Annotated in this window: 16 protein-coding genes; 7 read left to right on the forward strand and 9 right to left on the reverse strand. The window is 65.4% G+C overall.

What is annotated here, in order from left to right; genetic code table 11:
- Positions 1 to 19: 19 nt before the first annotated feature.
- On the reverse strand, positions 20 to 1,516 hold the full coding sequence (nhaC, locus tag MJD61_19335) for a Na+/H+ antiporter NhaC (GenBank protein ID MCG8557416.1): 1,497 nt from the start codon (positions 1,514 to 1,516) through the stop codon (positions 20 to 22).
- 228 nt (positions 1,517 to 1,744) lie between these two features.
- Here nhaC and MJD61_19340 point away from each other — a divergent pair, with 228 nt between their 5' ends.
- The 6 genes from MJD61_19340 to MJD61_19365 all read left to right on the forward strand — a co-directional run bounded on the left by MJD61_19340 (position 1,745) and on the right by MJD61_19365 (position 6,569).
- Positions 1,745 to 2,584 (forward strand): sulfurtransferase, encoded by an 840-nt coding sequence (locus MJD61_19340; GenBank protein ID MCG8557417.1) that lies wholly within the window; start codon positions 1,745 to 1,747, stop codon positions 2,582 to 2,584.
- Between the two features lie 159 nt (positions 2,585 to 2,743).
- Entirely contained in the window at positions 2,744 to 3,166 is a 423-nt protein-coding gene (locus MJD61_19345; protein ID MCG8557418.1) for a hypothetical protein, read from the forward strand.
- A 48-nt stretch (positions 3,167 to 3,214) separates the two neighbouring features.
- Positions 3,215 to 4,468 carry a hypothetical protein gene (locus tag MJD61_19350; GenBank protein MCG8557419.1) on the forward strand — a complete coding sequence of 418 codons (1,254 nt, stop codon included), beginning with the start codon at positions 3,215 to 3,217 and terminating at the stop codon, positions 4,466 to 4,468.
- 192 nt (positions 4,469 to 4,660) lie between these two features.
- Positions 4,661 to 5,080: a hypothetical protein gene (locus tag MJD61_19355; protein ID MCG8557420.1), complete on the forward strand. Its 420-nt coding sequence runs from the start codon at positions 4,661 to 4,663 to the stop codon at positions 5,078 to 5,080.
- A 73-nt stretch (positions 5,081 to 5,153) separates the two neighbouring features.
- A complete protein-coding gene (locus tag MJD61_19360; GenBank protein MCG8557421.1) occupies positions 5,154 to 5,516 on the forward strand; it encodes a TraR/DksA C4-type zinc finger protein in 363 nt (120 codons plus the stop codon).
- Positions 5,517 to 5,609: 93 nt separating this feature from the next.
- A complete protein-coding gene (locus MJD61_19365; protein MCG8557422.1) occupies positions 5,610 to 6,569 on the forward strand; it encodes a DNA adenine methylase in 960 nt (319 codons plus the stop codon).
- A gap of 180 nt (positions 6,570 to 6,749) precedes the next feature.
- Here the strand turns inward: MJD61_19365 and lepB are convergent, their stop codons facing one another.
- The 4 genes from lepB to thiS are packed head-to-tail and all read right to left on the reverse strand — an operon-like array spanning position 6,750 to position 9,171.
- Positions 6,750 to 7,388, reverse strand: coding sequence for a signal peptidase I (gene lepB / locus MJD61_19370; protein MCG8557423.1), 639 nt, complete (start codon positions 7,386 to 7,388; stop codon positions 6,750 to 6,752).
- 57 nt (positions 7,389 to 7,445) lie between these two features.
- Complete coding sequence (locus MJD61_19375; GenBank protein ID MCG8557424.1) at positions 7,446 to 8,078, reverse strand: thiamine phosphate synthase; 633 nt, start codon at positions 8,076 to 8,078, stop codon at positions 7,446 to 7,448.
- Positions 8,079 to 8,128: 50 nt separating this feature from the next.
- Positions 8,129 to 8,917: a thiazole synthase gene (locus MJD61_19380; GenBank protein MCG8557425.1), complete on the reverse strand. Its 789-nt coding sequence runs from the start codon at positions 8,915 to 8,917 to the stop codon at positions 8,129 to 8,131.
- 53 nt (positions 8,918 to 8,970) lie between these two features.
- The gene (gene thiS / locus MJD61_19385; protein MCG8557426.1) at positions 8,971 to 9,171 is read right to left on the reverse strand and encodes a sulfur carrier protein ThiS; all 201 of its coding nucleotides are present in this window, start codon (positions 9,169 to 9,171) and stop codon (positions 8,971 to 8,973) included.
- 89 nt (positions 9,172 to 9,260) lie between these two features.
- Between thiS and alr the strand changes: the two genes are divergently transcribed.
- Positions 9,261 to 10,520, forward strand: coding sequence for an alanine racemase (alr, locus tag MJD61_19390; protein ID MCG8557427.1), 1,260 nt, complete (start codon positions 9,261 to 9,263; stop codon positions 10,518 to 10,520).
- Positions 10,521 to 10,539: 19 nt separating this feature from the next.
- On the opposite strand, the gene MJD61_19395 is transcribed toward alr, so the two are convergent.
- The 4 genes from MJD61_19395 to nth form a co-directional block, all read right to left on the reverse strand.
- A complete protein-coding gene (locus MJD61_19395) occupies positions 10,540 to 11,508 on the reverse strand; it encodes a potassium channel protein (GenBank protein ID MCG8557428.1) in 969 nt (322 codons plus the stop codon).
- 246 nt (positions 11,509 to 11,754) lie between these two features.
- A complete protein-coding gene (locus MJD61_19400; protein ID MCG8557429.1) occupies positions 11,755 to 12,465 on the reverse strand; it encodes a hypothetical protein in 711 nt (236 codons plus the stop codon).
- Between the two features lie 66 nt (positions 12,466 to 12,531).
- Complete coding sequence (locus MJD61_19405; GenBank protein ID MCG8557430.1) at positions 12,532 to 14,271, reverse strand: tetratricopeptide repeat protein; 1,740 nt, start codon at positions 14,269 to 14,271, stop codon at positions 12,532 to 12,534.
- Positions 14,246 to 14,980 (reverse strand): endonuclease III, encoded by a 735-nt coding sequence (nth, locus tag MJD61_19410; protein ID MCG8557431.1) that lies wholly within the window; start codon positions 14,978 to 14,980, stop codon positions 14,246 to 14,248. Before nth ends, MJD61_19405 begins: the two co-directional genes overlap by 26 nt.
- Positions 14,981 to 15,170: the final 190 nt, after the last annotated feature.

Raw genomic sequence — 15,170 nt, forward strand, 5'->3', positions numbered from 1 at the left:
CCCACCAGGCCTGCACAAGCTATATTCCAGAGTCGGGCGCTTGGGAACCAGCTTGCTCGGGGGCCTTCAGGATGGTCCAGCCGGTCACGCCGTAGAAGATGCTCACGATCGGATTCGCGAGGTTGAGAAAACAGTACATCGCGTAGCTCCCGGTGGCCACACCGAGGGCCGCGCTCATGAACGCGCCGCAGGTGTTCCATGGGATCAGAGGCGAGGTGATGGTGCCGCCGTCTTCGAGCGCGCGTGAAAGGTTCTGGGGCGCCAGTCCTCGGCGGCGATACTCTTCGGCGTACATTCGCCCCGGGACAACAACCGAGATGTATTGATCGGCCGCGAGGATGTTGGCACCGATCGAGGTCAACACGGTGCTCGCAATCAGCGACCGCGTGCTATCGGCCCTCGACAGCACGCTGAACGCCAACACCCGCAGCATGCCCGTGCGCTCGAGAACACCACTGAACACCATGGCCGCGAGAATCAGAAACACGGTGCTGTGCATGCTGAACATGCCCCCGCGGGATAGCAGCTCGTCCACCGCCGCGTTGCCGGTGCTGGACACATAGCCGTTGAGGCCGACGCTGAGGACCTCGGAGAGTTGGACCCCGCGAAACATGGCGAGAACGCCACCGAGCCCCGCGCCCAGGGCCAGGGTCGGCAACGGGGGTGATCGTTTGAACACCATGGCTATCACCAGGACCGGTATCACCAGGTGGACCGGCCCCGGATCGAACTTTTCCTGGAGCAGCGTTTGGATCTCGTCGACAGACGTCCCCAGGTCCGTAGCGTTCATCGTCAAACCGACGATGGTGAAGGTTGCCATGGCGATGACCCACGACGGCCCTGTGGTCCACAGCATGTGACGGATGTGCGCGAACAGGTCGCTGCCCGCCATTGCCGGCGCCAGGTTGGTCGTATCCGACATGGGCGAAAGCTTGTCGCCGAAATACGCACCGCTGATGATTGCGCCGGCGGTCATGGCCGGGTCGATGCCCATCGCTTGCGCCACGCCGATCAGCGCGACGCCCACGGTGCCTGCGGTGGACCACGAGGAGCCTGTCACCAAGCTCACGAACGAACACACGGCGCAGGTAGCCGGAAGAAAAAACGACGGGGCCATGAGCTCGAGGCCCCAGCTGATGAGCGCGGGCACGATGCCCGATGCCATCCAGGTGGCCATCAGGACGCCGATCACCAGCAGGATCAGCACCGCACCCATGGCCAGGTTGATGGTGTACAGCATGCCCGCATGGATCGCGTGCCACTTCCAACCAAACCGCGCCGCCACCAGTGCTCCGATGGCGCCGGCAAGGATCAGGGGGAAGTGGCCGCTGCCCTCGAACTTGGACGTGGTCTCGCTCTGAGCCGCCGCCCCGCCGAGCTCCATCGGTACCACCACGATAACCAAGAATAGCAACAGGATCAGGGATACGACGGGGACAAGGGCCCACAGAACAGGGATCTCGCGTTCGCTCGCGCCAGGGGGGCTCGTGAACCCGTGGGGAGTCGCGGCCGGCATGCTCACCGGCCAAGGGTGCCTGTTCGCTCGCGGCCATGTCCAGCCCGCATCGGAGACGGTGCACGGGCGGTGCTGAGCTGCGGGTAGGGTTGGATCTGGCCGGCATACGGCGCGGGCCCCGCCACGCCGCTGACAACTCGTGGCTCTGCAGATAGACTTCTGTCTGTAATGGATGGTTTCTGCCGCTCGACGGTCGTTGCCTCCGTCGCTGTCTGGTGCTGTGCCTGTGTGGCAGATCCGGCACCGCACCCGGTCGCACCCCCGCACGCCGTTTGCGCCCTCGAAGCCACCTGCCCCTTGGCACCGACGATCGTGAAAGCCCGTTGGTTGCAGCAGCACCTGTGGGACCAGGATCTTCAGGTTGTCGATACCCGGGCAGCGTCGCTGTACCGGCGCGGCCACGTGCCGGGGGCGCTTCGGCTGGACCTGTCCGCCCTTCAGACGACCGTCGAGGGCGTTCGCGGGCAGGTCGTGAATCCGCCCGAGGCCGAAGCGCTGTTTCGCGCTGCGGGTCTGCAACGGACTGCGAGGATCGTCGTGTACGGAGCCGAGACCACGACGGCGCCCGCGCGTCTCGTGTGGACGCTCGAGTACCTTGGCCATCGCCAGGTCTCGCTGCTGGACGGCGGCTTCGCGGCCTGGCAGCAAGACGGGGGCACCTTGGAGTCGGCGGCGCGGACTCCTCCCCGCTCCGAATACGCGATCGAGACGGTTGCCAGCCAGCGCAGGGTAAGCGCCGCGTCCGTGCTCGCCTCGCTCTCCGATGGATCCATGAACCTGGTGGATGCTCGGTCGCCCGCCGAGTTTGCTGCCGGTCACATTCCCGGCGCGCTCAACGTTGATTGGACTCGCAACCTCGCCGGAGGAAGCCTTCGCCCGCAAGCCGAGCTGAGCTCACCCTACCTGTCCCTCGACCGCACGATCCCAGTGGCAACCTACTGTCAAACAGGCTCGCGTGCATCCGTCGCCTACGTCGTGCTGCGCGCCCTGGGCTTCGCCGACGTGCGCTTGTACGACGGAAGCTGGGCCGAGTGGGGTTCACGCCCAGAGCTTCCTCGCGTGCCCTAGGGCCTAGGACCTACACAGACATCCCAACAGTCCAGGGGCCGGACACTGTGCGGGCGGCTGAACCAGCTGGAGCGACTGCTCAAGAGCCTGCAGAGCGAGGGATCGGCATTTCGCCGTAGGCTGAACGACCTCGGGCGCCGACTCGGCCCGGCGCCGGTCTTGACGTCGCTGGCCCGAGCACTCGGTTTCGAGCCAAGCCATGCCGCAGGCCAGATCTCCCGGGTGACGCTACCGGACGCGACCGCCGATCTGCGTGTAGGGGCCCCCGACGGTTCGGCCTCGAAGCTCTCGGTCACGGACGGCGGAGCTGTTTGGGCGCCCGTGCGCATAGGCTTTCAACCTGCGAAGATGGGCCGGCAAGGTGAGGAGGCCGCGCTGGAGCGCTTGCTAGCCGTGAACGCCGGTCCGAGCCACAACGCCGACGTCAGGCCCGTCAGAAAGCTGCGGCTCGGCGAGCTCGAGCTCCGCCAACCCGGCAGATCGAAGACCTCCACGCATCGACCATGGACCTGGCTGCTTCTGGCGGCGCTGCTCCTGCTAACGTTGGAGTGGGTCTCCTATCATCGGGGCCTCACGGCCTGATGGCCTTCGGCTGCCAGCCCGCACCCGGACCGTGAACGATCGCACATCGTGGTCGTGGTCGTCTCAGATCAACTGCCCTGTAATCGTCTCGTCGGACAATCGCACATCACCGTAACCGCAGGGGCCCTCGTACAGATCGATATCATGCAGACGACACCCTCGCCGGTCTATGTGGCCCAATCGGTGGATTTCAGGGCGACGGGTACGTACGGGTTTCACCCCACCACGACGCAGGCCGACATTACGGACCAGGTGGCTTGGAACGACATCACCGGCCATATCCTCTTCGATGGCATCGTGCCGGGACGCGGCCGTGCCGTAGCGGTCGGGAACGCTTCGGTGCAGGCAACATCCGGGTTGATCAACTCGCCGGCCCTCCTCGTGCCGATCACGCAGCCAATGGCTGTTGCCTTGACCATCGAGCCGAGCGCGCCTTCGGGAATCCCGGGCGACCAGATCACATTGCGCGCGTTCCTGGACTACACGCACGGAATCCCATCCCAGGATATAACCAACGAAGTCAAATGGAACTCCTCCAACGTTGCAGTTGCCAGTTTTGGTCCCAACACAAGCGTGTTGGTCGTACAGCCCAGTGCCCTGCCAAACGACATCGCCACCATCACGGCGACCGACACCTTCAATCCCCCGCGGGCAGCCCCCGCGACCGCCACGCTCACGGTTGGCTCGTCCGCCCTCGCCGCGCTCGGTGTCAGCGCTGCCAGCAGTTCCGTCAAAGTCAGCCAGACGGTGCAGATGCAGGCCACGGGGTTCTACTCCGTAGGTCCAGGTAGGGACATCACGGATTCGGTCAATTGGGACGTAAGCAGGGGCAGCTCCTATTGTCGCGTCGATCACCGCGGTCTCGTCACCGCAAGAAGAACAAGGAGCCGCGATCGACCTGCCGAGTGCACGATCACTGCACAACACCCGGGTTCGCTCATAACCGGGAACGCGCTCGTCACCGTGATCGCGCCCCTCATCAAGAGAATCTACTTCGAGGATCCGCCGCTCAATGTTCCGATGAGCTCTCTTACGCTTCGTGTCAATAGAACAAAGACACTGAAGGTCATGGCGGAATACGAGTTTCCCGGGATCGACGACGAGATCGGCGACACCTTGGAGTGGTCCAGCACCGAGCCACTGAACGTCGACGTCGACAACAGCGGTTCATCGCGCGGCAGAATCAAAGGGCTGCAGGCGGGCACGAGCAGCATCGTTGCCGCGAAGATCGATCCCGCACGTTGCGTAGCGCCCAATTGTAGCCCCCATGAGATTTCAACTATCGTAACGGTAGGTATGTAGCCCCTTGGGCGACTCCGGCGCCCTAAGGAGGCGCGCCAAGATGGACGCTGCCGCTGCGGGCGCGGGAGCGGGCGCGCTCACGGCCTAGGTTTTTTCCCCGGGCGCGCTCCCGATCGCACTCCGCCCCCACACACCCGGTCTGGATCGTTTGTTTTGGCGCGACCCCGGCTGTTTGCTCGTGAGACAGCGACCGTGAGCCGCAACAGCGCGGTCGAGCACCACTTTCGGCCGCGCGTAGCACACCCCGCTGCCTTCCTGCGCGGCCTGACTATGAGCCGCGCGCCCTTCTTGCGAGGCTACGTCGGCCTGCCAAGCGCAGGCCCCTTCCAGTTGGTCGCTCAGCATCGACGCGGGGAGCGACTGGTTGCTGAGAGGCGGTACCCTTTCGCTGTCGCTTACCCAAGGGAGCATTCGCGCCTGCGAACCGACCAGCTGCTCCTGCAACGAATCGCCGCCGGCTCGGGCGGACGGTTCGATCCGCCGCCAAGCCAGCTGTTTATTGCGAGGGGCGATGGCGTTGTGGAGCACATCGAGCTTTGGCGTTGGTTCATCCCCGCATGCCTCGCGCTGTTCGTTGGCGAGCTGGGCCTGCGCCGCCTGTACACCGGGTGATTTGGGGGAGGACTCCCTTGACTCGGAGCGCGCGGTGTGTATTTTCCACTGTCCTCCTTTCAGGGATTGCCTCATGAAAAAGACCGAACTGAAGCGGTTCCAGAAGATCCTCGAGGAAAAGCGGGACAACCTGATCCGCAACGCCCGACAAACCATCGCCGAGGGAATGACCTTGGACTCGAACGATCTGCCGGACGAAATGGATCTCGCCTCGAGTGAGTATATCCAGTCCTTTACTTTCCGGCTGCGTGGCCGCGAAAAGACCTTCCTGCAGAAGATCGATCGCGCCCTGAAGAAGATCCAGGACGGGTCGTTCGGCGTGTGTGAGAACTGCGAGGAGCCCATCTCGGTCAAGCGCCTCGAGGCGCGGCCCGAAACGACGCTATGCATCCGCTGCAAGGAAGACGAAGAACGGGTCGAGAAGGATTTCGCCTAGCCTGAACTTAGTTGCGGGTCGGTGAGCGTCGCGCAGGGTGCCCTGTGTGCCGATTTTTTGGGGGCGTAGCATGGGTGGGCTAATGTAGGCTCCATGCCTACATTAGCCCCGTGCCGGGATTCCCGGTCAGAAAGCCAAGGAGTTCCGGCACCCTCCCGCCTCGAGCGCGAAGCCGCACCGTTCGTCAAGTGGGCCGGTGGCAAGGGCCGCATCTTGGCGCAGCTGCTTCCGCTGCTGCCGCCCGGGGTCCGGTTCATGCGCCACGTGGAGCCCTTCGCGGGAGGAGCAGCGCTCTTCTTTGCGCGCCGGCCACGGCGGGCGCTGCTCGCCGACGTCAACCCCTCCCTGATCGCCACCTACAGCAGCGTGCGCGACGAGGTCGAGAACGTCATCAGCGCGCTCGAGCCGCTGGCGCAGGCCCACTGCGCCGACCACTACTACGAGATGCGCCAGCGCTACAACCAGCAGCAAAACCTACCACCTGCCCGGCGCGCGGCGCTCTTCATCTACCTCAACAAGACCTGCTTCAACGGCCTGTACCGAGTCAATCGGCGCGGTAACTTCAACGTCCCTGCTGGGCGCTACCGCAACCCTCGCATCCTCAACGCGCCGCTTCTGCGCACCGCAAGCGCGTCGCTGGCCAACGTGGAGCTCCGGTGCGTTGGTTTCGAGAGCATGTTGTCCCTGACCCGACCGGGCGACTTCGTCTATCTGGATCCGCCGTACGCGCCCGCCTCTGCCACAGCAAACTTCACTTCGTATGCGCGCGACGGCTTTACATCGGGCATGCAGGTTCGGCTGCGCGACGTTTTCAAGGAGCTCAACCGGCGTGGATGCCGGCTCATGCTATCGAACAGCGATGTCTCCCAAGTTCGGGAGCTGTACGCCGATTTCCACGTCGACACCGTAGCGGCGCCACGTGCGATCAATCGCGATGCCCACCGGCGCGGGCTCGTGAGCGAAGTCGTGATTCGGAACTACACGGTGAAAGGCGAGAGCCGACCCGCGGCCGTGCTCGACGGGCGGCGAGACTACCTCGCCAGCGCCAGCTAGTGGCGAGGCACTAGTAGCACTTGCGTCCTGGAAGGACGATACAGCCGGTCGATTAGGACACCCTGGACGAAGGGATCGCGAGTGAGATCCTCAGCGCGAGCTCCTTCGACGTGCGGGCTTCGCTGTGGCGCTGTCCCCGCAAGCCAAGGCAGCCATAGCGAGGACTCCCGGCGCGAGGTGCTAGTCCAACAGCTCCAGCCAGCCGTGGCCCAGATCGTCCGGGAGGGCACCAGGCGCAGGGCGGATGCGCAGGAAGACCTTTCCCCGGCATGCCAAGCGTTTGGCGCTGCCGAACAAGCGGCTGTCGTTGCTGCGGGTCGTGCGATTGTCGCCTAGCAGAAACAGCCCCTTTTTGACCTTGACGGTCCGCATGCTGAAGACATGCCCCTTCAACTTGAACCACTCGTGCTCCACACTGCCTAGCTTCTCGGTCCCATAGTCCATCGTCAGGAGCCTGCGTGCCCGCTCGTCGTAGAAGCTCCTGGTGCCCATGTTGTTGGTCATGACCGCCTTGCCATTGACCAGCAACTGGCCGCGCCGGCCGCTCTTGAGCTCGTCGCCTTTCTTGCCGGCAACGCGCCCTATGACGTACTCGCCTGGCATGCGTGGGTCCCCACACAGGGCTATGTCGCCTAGCTGAAGCTCCGCGTCGCGCCAGACGGCCACCTGTTCACCCATGGTCAACGTAGGGGCCATACTGTTGTGACCGACGATGGCGAGATCCACGAAGAAGTAGCGCAGGATCCCACCAGCGATGGCGAGCAGCGTCGCGACCAAGAACACCAACTTGAGCAGGCCTCGGAACAGGGCGAGGAGCATGCAGAACGATGGTAGCGCGCACAAGGGGGCGGCGGCAGCTTTCGCGGCGCTGCGTGCCTAGGCGCGAAGCGGTGCGTCGAAGGACTCCAGTAGCTGCTGGACCGCAATGGCCGGATCGGCCGCAGCGTAGACCGCTCTCAGCACCGCGACGCCACTGGCACCCGCCGCACGGGCCAGCCCGGCATTGGCCGCCGATACCCCACCCAGCGCCACGAGAGGTAGCGCCCGATCGGCCGCCATGCGAGCGAACTGTCGCTCACCGAGCGGCGTGCCCTTGCCCGGGCTCGTGAAGAGCGGGCTCAGCGTCGCAAAGTCGGCCCCCTCGTGCGCTGCGTGCTCGAGCCCTTTTCGGTCATGGCAGGATCGCCCGATCAGCGCTCGGTCCCCCAGGATGTGCCTGGCTGTGCGCGGAGACAGGCCCGTCTCTGGCAGTTGCACGCCGTCGGCCTGAGCAAGCTTGGCGACGTCGAGCCGGTCGTTGATCAAGAGCTTGGCGTTGGCTTGCCGGGTAAGCTTGCGCAGTCGTTTCCCCAGCACAAAAAGAGCGGCAGCAGGAAGGTGCCTGGCCCGCAGCTGCACCGCGATCCGGCCTGGAGGGGCGTACAACAATGCACGCTCGGTCTTGTCCACGATGATCTCGGGCGGCTGCTGCGGCGTGATCAGGTACAGCGAGAACAGGTTGAGATCCACGAATCGGCCCTGAGGTACCAGCTTTGGGGACGAACCCTTGGGACTGGTCCCTAGTGGGCCCGCGCGGAGCCGATTACTCCCTCGATGGGGCTCGACGCGGTCGCGTACAAACGTCGCGGTATGCGGCCGGCCAAGAACGCCTCACGGCCAGCCTCGACCGCAAGCCGCATGGCCCGCGCCATGCGCACCGGATCGGCGGCTCCCGCGATCGCTGTGTTCATCAGCACGCCGGCGCATCCGAGCTCCATGGCCTTCGACGCGTCGGAAGCCGTGCCCACGCCGGCATCGACAATGATGGGAACCTTGGCCGACTGCAAGATCAGCTCGATATTGTACGGGTTGCGAATACCGAGCCCACTGCCAATAGGAGCTGCCAGGGGCATCACGGCCGCACAGCCGAGTTCCTCCAGCCGCTTCGCTGTCACCGGGTCGTCGTTCGTGTAAGGAAGCACCGTAAAACCCTCGCCCAAGAGTAGCTCGGCCGCCTTCAGGGTCGCTGGAACGTCGGGAAACAGGGTCTTCGAATCGCCGAGCACCTCGAGCTTGACCATGCCTGCGATGCCGATCTCACGCGCCAAGCGGCACACGCGCACAGCATCCTCTACCGTATAGCAGCCGGCCGTGTTGGGCAGCAGCGTGAACCCCTCGTGCTGGAGCATGGCCAAAAGCGATTCAGAGCCCTTGGCAGACAAGTCCACCCGCCTGAGCGCCACGGTGACCACGTCGGCGCCGGATGCCTTCAGGCACGCCTTGGCCTGCTCGAGGTCTCTGTACTTGCCGGTACCCACGATAAGCCGAGAACGCAACTCGTGTGGGCCGATCCTGAGGGTATCTCCCATGGGTGCCTGCGCTGTGTGTACGCTGCGTGACTCCGAACCGAGGGGTAGCCGGGTTAGCCTCCGCCCACGAAGTGGACGACTTCCAACCGGTCGCCCTCCGCGAGCATGGTTGTCGTGTGCTCGCTCCTCGGTACGATGGTATGGTTCAGCTCGACGGCAACGGGGCCGTCCGCCAGGCTGGTTTGGACGAGCAGCTCGCGAACCGTGGTCTCCGGCTTGACCTCGAGCCGCTTACCGTTGAAGTCCACCCACATGCCGCGAGCCTAGGGCCAAGGCGCTTGCAGCGCAAGCGGAGCCCAAGACCGCCTCCCAGCATCGCGCCTGGGACGACCGAGCCAACACGATGACCAAACACGCGTTCGAGGAGCCGGTATTCAACCCGAGCCGCATCCGGCAGGCCATGAGGCCTACCCGCGCGGAGATTGACCTTGGTGCATTGCGCCACAACCTGGAGACGCTTCGGTCGCTCCTTGCGGGTCCACCCATCTCCGGCTCCCGCGCCGCCGCGCAACGCGCGGCCATCTGGGCGGTGGTCAAAGCGGATGCCTACGGCCACGGCTTGGTGCGGGTGGCGCACTGCCTGGCACGCCACCGGGTCGCAGGTTTCGGTGTAGCCCTCGCCGAGGAGGGCTTTCGCCTGCGCCGTGCCGGCATCCGCCAGCCCATCCTGATCTTGAATGCGGTATACGGAGATGCCCATGCCGAGGTGTTGGCCGCCGACCTGACACCGGTCGTTTTCGATCTGGACCAGGTAGCAGCGTTTGCAAGCGCGGCCCAAGGCAGGCCGGTCGGCGTACATCTGAAGGTGGATACCGGCATGTCTCGCCTTGGCGTCCCGCTACCGGAGCTCGAGGGCTTCCTCACGGCGCTCGAGCGCTGGCCGTCCGTCCGGTTGGTCGGCCTGATGACGCACCTCGCGTGCGCGGACAGCGACCATGAAGCCACGCTCGCTCAGCTCGCCGGCTTCCGCGAGACAAGCAAGCTCCTGCGGCGTTTTGGGCACCAGCCCGAGCTCAAGCACGTGGCCAACAGCGCAGGGGCATTGTGGTACCCCGAGGCTCGCTTCGACGTCGTGCGTATCGGCCTTGCGCTGTATGGCCTGTGTCCGCCGTTTGCTCCAAGTACCGATCAGACGCCAAGGTCGGGAGCAGACCCGCGTGAGCTGAACCCCAGCCTGAAGCCGGCGATGCGAGTCTGCACCCAGGTTGCCTGCGTCAAAGAGCTGCCCCCGGGTACGGCGGTGGGCTACGACCGGACCTACATCGCACCGCGCCGGGTTCGGGTTGCGATCGTGCCGATGGGTTACGGCGATGGCCTTATGTGGTCGGCCTCCAACCGTGGACACATGCTGGTGCGCGGGTCGCGCTGCCCGATCGTGGGCCGCATATCGATGGATCTCGCGTGCCTGGACGTGAGTCAGGTGAGGGAGTGTGGAGTGGGGGACGAGGCCGTGTTGATCGGCCGGCAAGGCGAGGAGGTTCTGACCGCAAACGATCTGGCCCAGGCAGCACGGACGATTCCCTACGAGATTCTAACCGGTGTTTCTCCCCGCGTGCCTCGCGTGTATTCGGATTGCCCGCACGTGGTGCGAACTCCAGCGTGATGCCTGGCTCGCCACGGCACTAGCCCTCCTTGCCGGAGGCCCCGGACCCTGCCTGAGCAAGATCCGCGAGGCGCAGCAGCTGCGCGCGGTCGCCTACGGCGACGAGTCGGTCTCCCGGGCGCAGCAGCAGGCGCGGGCTCGGGGTCAAACGCGTGCGCTCGCCCTCCCGCTTGACCGCCACCAGGGCTATCTCAAGCTCCCGGCGCCGCAAATCACCGACGGGCTTACCTTCGAGCACGGAGCGCTCGGCCACCATGACCTCCTCCAGGTCGGTCTCATCGCCGGCGCCATCGAAAAAGGGCTCTACGAAATCGATGATCGAGGGATGCAGCAGCGCGTTGGCAATGCGCCGGCCCCCCAGTTCATAGGGGCGCACCACCTGCTCCGCCCCAGCCAGGCGCAAGCGCCTGGCACCGGCCTCGCTCTCGGCACGTGCATGCACGAGCAGATCGGGGTTCAGCTCACGCGCCGACAGCGTGATGAACACGTTGTCGGAATCGTCGGGGATGGTGGTCACCAAGGCCCTGGCTCTTCGGATGCCCGCCGCCTCGAGCACCTGCTCCTCGATTGCCGACCCGATCACATGAAGCAACCCTCGCTCCACGAGGCCGGGCTCTAACGATCGGTCGCGGTCGATGATCACGAGCGGCTGGTCGCTTTGGGCCACGGCATCGCCGACGACCGCCCCAAAGCGGCCGTATCCACAGAGGATCGTGTGATGGTGCAGTTGGGACAGGCTCTTCGTCATGCTGCGCTGCGACAGGAAGCCCCGCATACCGCCCCCGATGAAGAACTCGGCGACGGTACCCACCGTGTACAGGGCTATCCCAAGCCCCGTCATGATCAGGCCAATGGAAAACAACTTACCCGCGTCGTGCAGGGGTGTCACTTCGGCATAGCCCACCGTCGAAAGCGTGATCACCGCCATGTAGAAGGCATCCAGCAGCGACATGCCCTCGACCACGACGTAGCCGGCCGTGCCAACCATCGTGAGCAACCACAGCGCCGCCAGGGCAAGCAGCAGCCTGCGTGGGGAGTTGGGGCCCGCGGAAGAACAACCCGCGCGTTTGGACGAGGGCCGGGCGCCGCTGGCAAGGCGCAACGACGAGGAATATCGGGGGTATTTCGAGGAGGAGCAACGCAGCCAGCGGTGGTCGGAACCGGCGAAACGCATGAGCTGTTCTTTCGCGGGCCCTTAGCCCGCATGGACGCTTCGGCCGATCGTGCCGCCCCACTAGCGGCGCAGTTTGTTCTTGAGCTTCGAGTTGATGGCCGCGTGGGCGCGCCGGAAATCGTACCAGCCGCGAGCAATTCGCATGCCATGCGGCTGAGCCACCGTGGCGTCGTATTTCAGCTGCTCGTCGTCCAGGTAGGCTACGAGCCCGCTCCAGGCGCTGCGCAGGCGGCCCAGCGCCTGACTCAGGTCCTCCACGTCCGGCCGCAGGTCATCCGGGGGGATCAGCGCGTCGAACTTGGGTTGCATGTCGCTGAGCTGCTTCAAGCACGTGTCTCGAACATGCCGGGCGTAGCGACTCGGACCGCTGGAGGCCCGCAGGTCAAGCTGCGCCCAAAGCTGCTCGTTGTTCTTCATGTTGCGCACGTTATAGCCAGGAAAGGCGCAGGCCCAAAACGAATCGAAGTGCGCGACCTTCGAGCCGTTGACCTTCTTTCCAATCTCCCGGTACACACGCTCTTCGTCGCTGCCCAGCGTAAGCGCGGCCAGGCCACCGACCGCAACGAGCACTGAGAACAGAATGCCGGCCAGCATCCTGCCGCGACCCTTGCGCAGCGCAGCCTGCTCTTGCTCCAGAGACAGCAAAGGGCTGGCCGCGGAGCGATCGCCCAGAGGTGTGTGTGAAGAGTGCTCGTCCACCCAACGCTCCGGCCCGCAAACGGCCAGCCCAACACCCTGGCGTCTACAGCGCGCCGTGTCAATGACGGGCACGAATGGCCGTACGAATAGCCTGTTTCAGCCACCTCGGGCGATAGGCATCGAGGTTGGTGACCCAGGTCACCTGGGCTCGCGGCTCGCAGCCTGATCGTCCAGCCGCAGCCTGCGGGAGCTTCCCAACAGCGACGGGCGCCGCTTCGCCTTGGCGCCACCCAGCAGCAGCGATCCACCCTGAAGCCTCGTGCCCGGTTGCATCTCGGCCGCCGGGTCGGTTCCCACCTCTGGGTCCATCCCATCGGCACCAGCGGCAGGGTCCATCCCAACCGCTGGCTCGATTCCAACCTGCCCCAAAGAGCGCGATTCGGGCGCAGTCGAATCCGCCGGCTCGCGCGAATCCTCCGGTTCCGTGGGCTCGTCCAGGGCCGTGGGCCCCAGCAGCTGTTCGATGACGTGGCGGGTATCGGTCTGCCGCGACACGGGGGTCATTCTCATGACTTGGCGAGCCTGCGCCCGCATTTCTTCGAACTTGCCCGCCTGGCGGTAGATGCTCCCGAGCACCAGCCGAGCCTGCGGGTCATGGCCACGCCGCTCCACCGCCCGCTGGGCGTGGCTGATGGCTCGGTCGGTATCCCCGGCCCTGAGATAGTATTGCGACCATAGTAGCGGCAATCCGGGAAGGTCAGGCTCCAAGCGCTCGGCCTGGCGGAGCTCCGTAGCCGCTTCGTCTCGCTCGCCGCGGCTGAGGTGTACGGCCGCGAGGGTCGCGTGTGCGGAAGCGTAGTCGGGCGCCTGCTCCAATGTGGTCGCCAGCTCGCGCATGGCCCGTTCCAAGTCGCCCGCCGCAAGATAGACAGCAGCCACGTTATGGCGTCGCGCGGGATCAGGCCGTAGCTGCAGCGCGGCCCGCAGCTCGTCGTCGGCTGTCTCGCCGCCGCCTGCAGCCAGCAGGACCGCGGCGCGGGCGCTGCGCGCCGCCGGTGACCGCGGCGCCAGCTTCACTGCCTGCTGGGAGTTGGAGAGCGCCTTGGAGGGATCCTGGCCGTGCACCAAGGCCCGAAGCGCGGCGATCCCAAACGCAACGCCCACGACCTCCAGGTCGGAGCGAACATCGTAGGCCTCGGGACCCGGCATCTGCTTGCGACCACCATACGGGTCGAACAGCGACAGCTTGCCCTTCGCAGCGTCGCGGACAGCCAGCACGAAGTAGCCGAACCGCCCCGACGGATCGGGCGGACTCTTGTCTCCGGGAAACGCGTAGACCTCGGCCAGCATCGCCTTGACGCCCTCAGAGCGGAGAGCAACCGCTGCCAGGGCCGCCACCTCCAGTGGATACAAACGGTCGCCGTCATCGCTCTGGATCGCGGCCAAGATCTTCGCGGCGGAACGCGGCCCCGAGGCCAGCGGATCCACGAGCGGCCAGCGCGCGTAGCTACCGCGCTCTCGGGCGTCCCGCATCAACGCGCTGATTCGGGACGCCTTCTCCGCCGCCGATCCCAGCCGCCCCAGCTTCTCCCGCGCGAAGTCCCGGAGCTCCTCGCTTGGCCGCAGGAGCTTGACTCCGGAGTTGCCGCTCGGCACTTCGTGCTGCTGCAGGTACTGTTCGAGCTCCACGGCGTCGAGGGGACGCAGCGGGACCTCGGCGGGTACACTGGACTTTGTCCCGCCAAAGAAGAACACGCCGGCGGCGACCACGCTGGCCACCCCGAGTGCCGCGGTGGGAATGACCCAGGCGGGTCTGCGCGGAGCGGGAGGCACGGCGGCCGGCTCGATTCCGTGCACCCGCAGGCAGGTAGGGCATCGGACCTTTTCGTCGTCGTCGGACTCGAATGTCTCGTCACAGCTCACGCAGCGGTAGCGCATCTTTGGTATCCGTTCCTTGCGGCTTCGCGGGCCGGAAGCGACTTGCGCGCCGCCGGGCCCTCTTTGCACGCTCCGCGCGGACGCGCGCTGCGGGCGCAGCCCAACCGCAAATCCGACACGCTGCCGCGTCATGCCGCATGGCACTGCAATGCTCGCGGCCAAAGTAGATCAGCTGCAAGTGCAGCTTGCTCCAGCGTTCACGCGGAAACAGACGCTTGAGATCGCGCTCGGTACGCGCCACGCTGCTGCCGTCCGACAAACCCCAACGGTAGGACAACCTGTGGATGTGCGTGTCCACGGGGAAGCTCGGGACCCCGAACGCTTGCGATAGCACGGCCTGAGCCGTCTTGTGCCCCACGCCCGGCAGTGCTTCGAGCGCCGCCAGATCGCGAGGAACCTCGCCACGGTGCTGCTCGAGGATCATTTTGCTGGCAGCCTTGAGATTCCGTGCCTTGGTAGGGGCCAGTCCTATCTGCCGGATCAGATCCCTTATGGTAGCAACAGGCAGTTTCGCCATGGCCGCGGGGGTGCATGCCGCCCGAAACAGAGCGGGCGTGACCTGGTTGACTTTCTTGTCTGTGGTTTGAGCGCTCAACATCACCGCAACCAGCAGCGTGTAGGGATCGCTATGGTTCAGGGGGATACCGGGCTGCGGGTACAGCTCGTCCAACACCTGCATGATCCGACGTGTCTTTTCAGCGAGCTTCATCTGCGGATCCCTGGACTCGAGCAGCCGACGCGAGCCCGCTGTTTTTCCGAAACGCCCTTCCGGTTCACAATGGATGCCGGAGCCAGCGCGCCCGCAGGCACGGATCGAGGAATAGCAGCGCTATTTCGCAGGGCCGGGCAGAGCACGTAAGCGGCTCCGGGCCCCATTACGAGATCCCCGTTCCGGTTCA

It is taken from the genome of Pseudomonadota bacterium (assembly GCA_022361155.1).
In the GTDB taxonomy this organism is placed as follows: domain Bacteria; phylum Myxococcota_A; class Polyangia; order Polyangiales; family JAKSBK01; genus JAKSBK01.

Bases quoted from the DNA above. Each gene is read 5' to 3' on its own strand.
- MJD61_19365 (MCG8557422.1), top strand. From the start codon at position 5,610: ATGCCTACATTAGCCCCGTGCCGGGATTCCCGGTCAGAAAGCCAAGGA.
- thiS (MCG8557426.1), bottom strand. From the start codon at position 9,171: ATGTGGGTGGACTTCAACGGTAAGCGGCTCGAGGTCAAGCCGGAGACC.
- lepB (MCG8557423.1), bottom strand. From the start codon at position 7,388: ATGCTCCTCGCCCTGTTCCGAGGCCTGCTCAAGTTGGTGTTCTTGGTC.
- MJD61_19405 (MCG8557430.1), bottom strand. From the start codon at position 14,271: ATGCGCTACCGCTGCGTGAGCTGTGACGAGACATTCGAGTCCGACGAC.
- nhaC (MCG8557416.1), bottom strand. From the start codon at position 1,516: ATGCCGGCCGCGACTCCCCACGGGTTCACGAGCCCCCCTGGCGCGAGC.
- alr (MCG8557427.1), top strand. From the start codon at position 9,261: ATGACCAAACACGCGTTCGAGGAGCCGGTATTCAACCCGAGCCGCATC.
- MJD61_19380 (MCG8557425.1), bottom strand. From the start codon at position 8,917: ATGGGAGATACCCTCAGGATCGGCCCACACGAGTTGCGTTCTCGGCTT.
- nth (MCG8557431.1), bottom strand. From the start codon at position 14,980: ATGAAGCTCGCTGAAAAGACACGTCGGATCATGCAGGTGTTGGACGAG.
- MJD61_19360 (MCG8557421.1), top strand. From the start codon at position 5,154: ATGAAAAAGACCGAACTGAAGCGGTTCCAGAAGATCCTCGAGGAAAAG.
- MJD61_19395 (MCG8557428.1), bottom strand. From the start codon at position 11,508: ATGGTTGGCACGGCCGGCTACGTCGTGGTCGAGGGCATGTCGCTGCTG.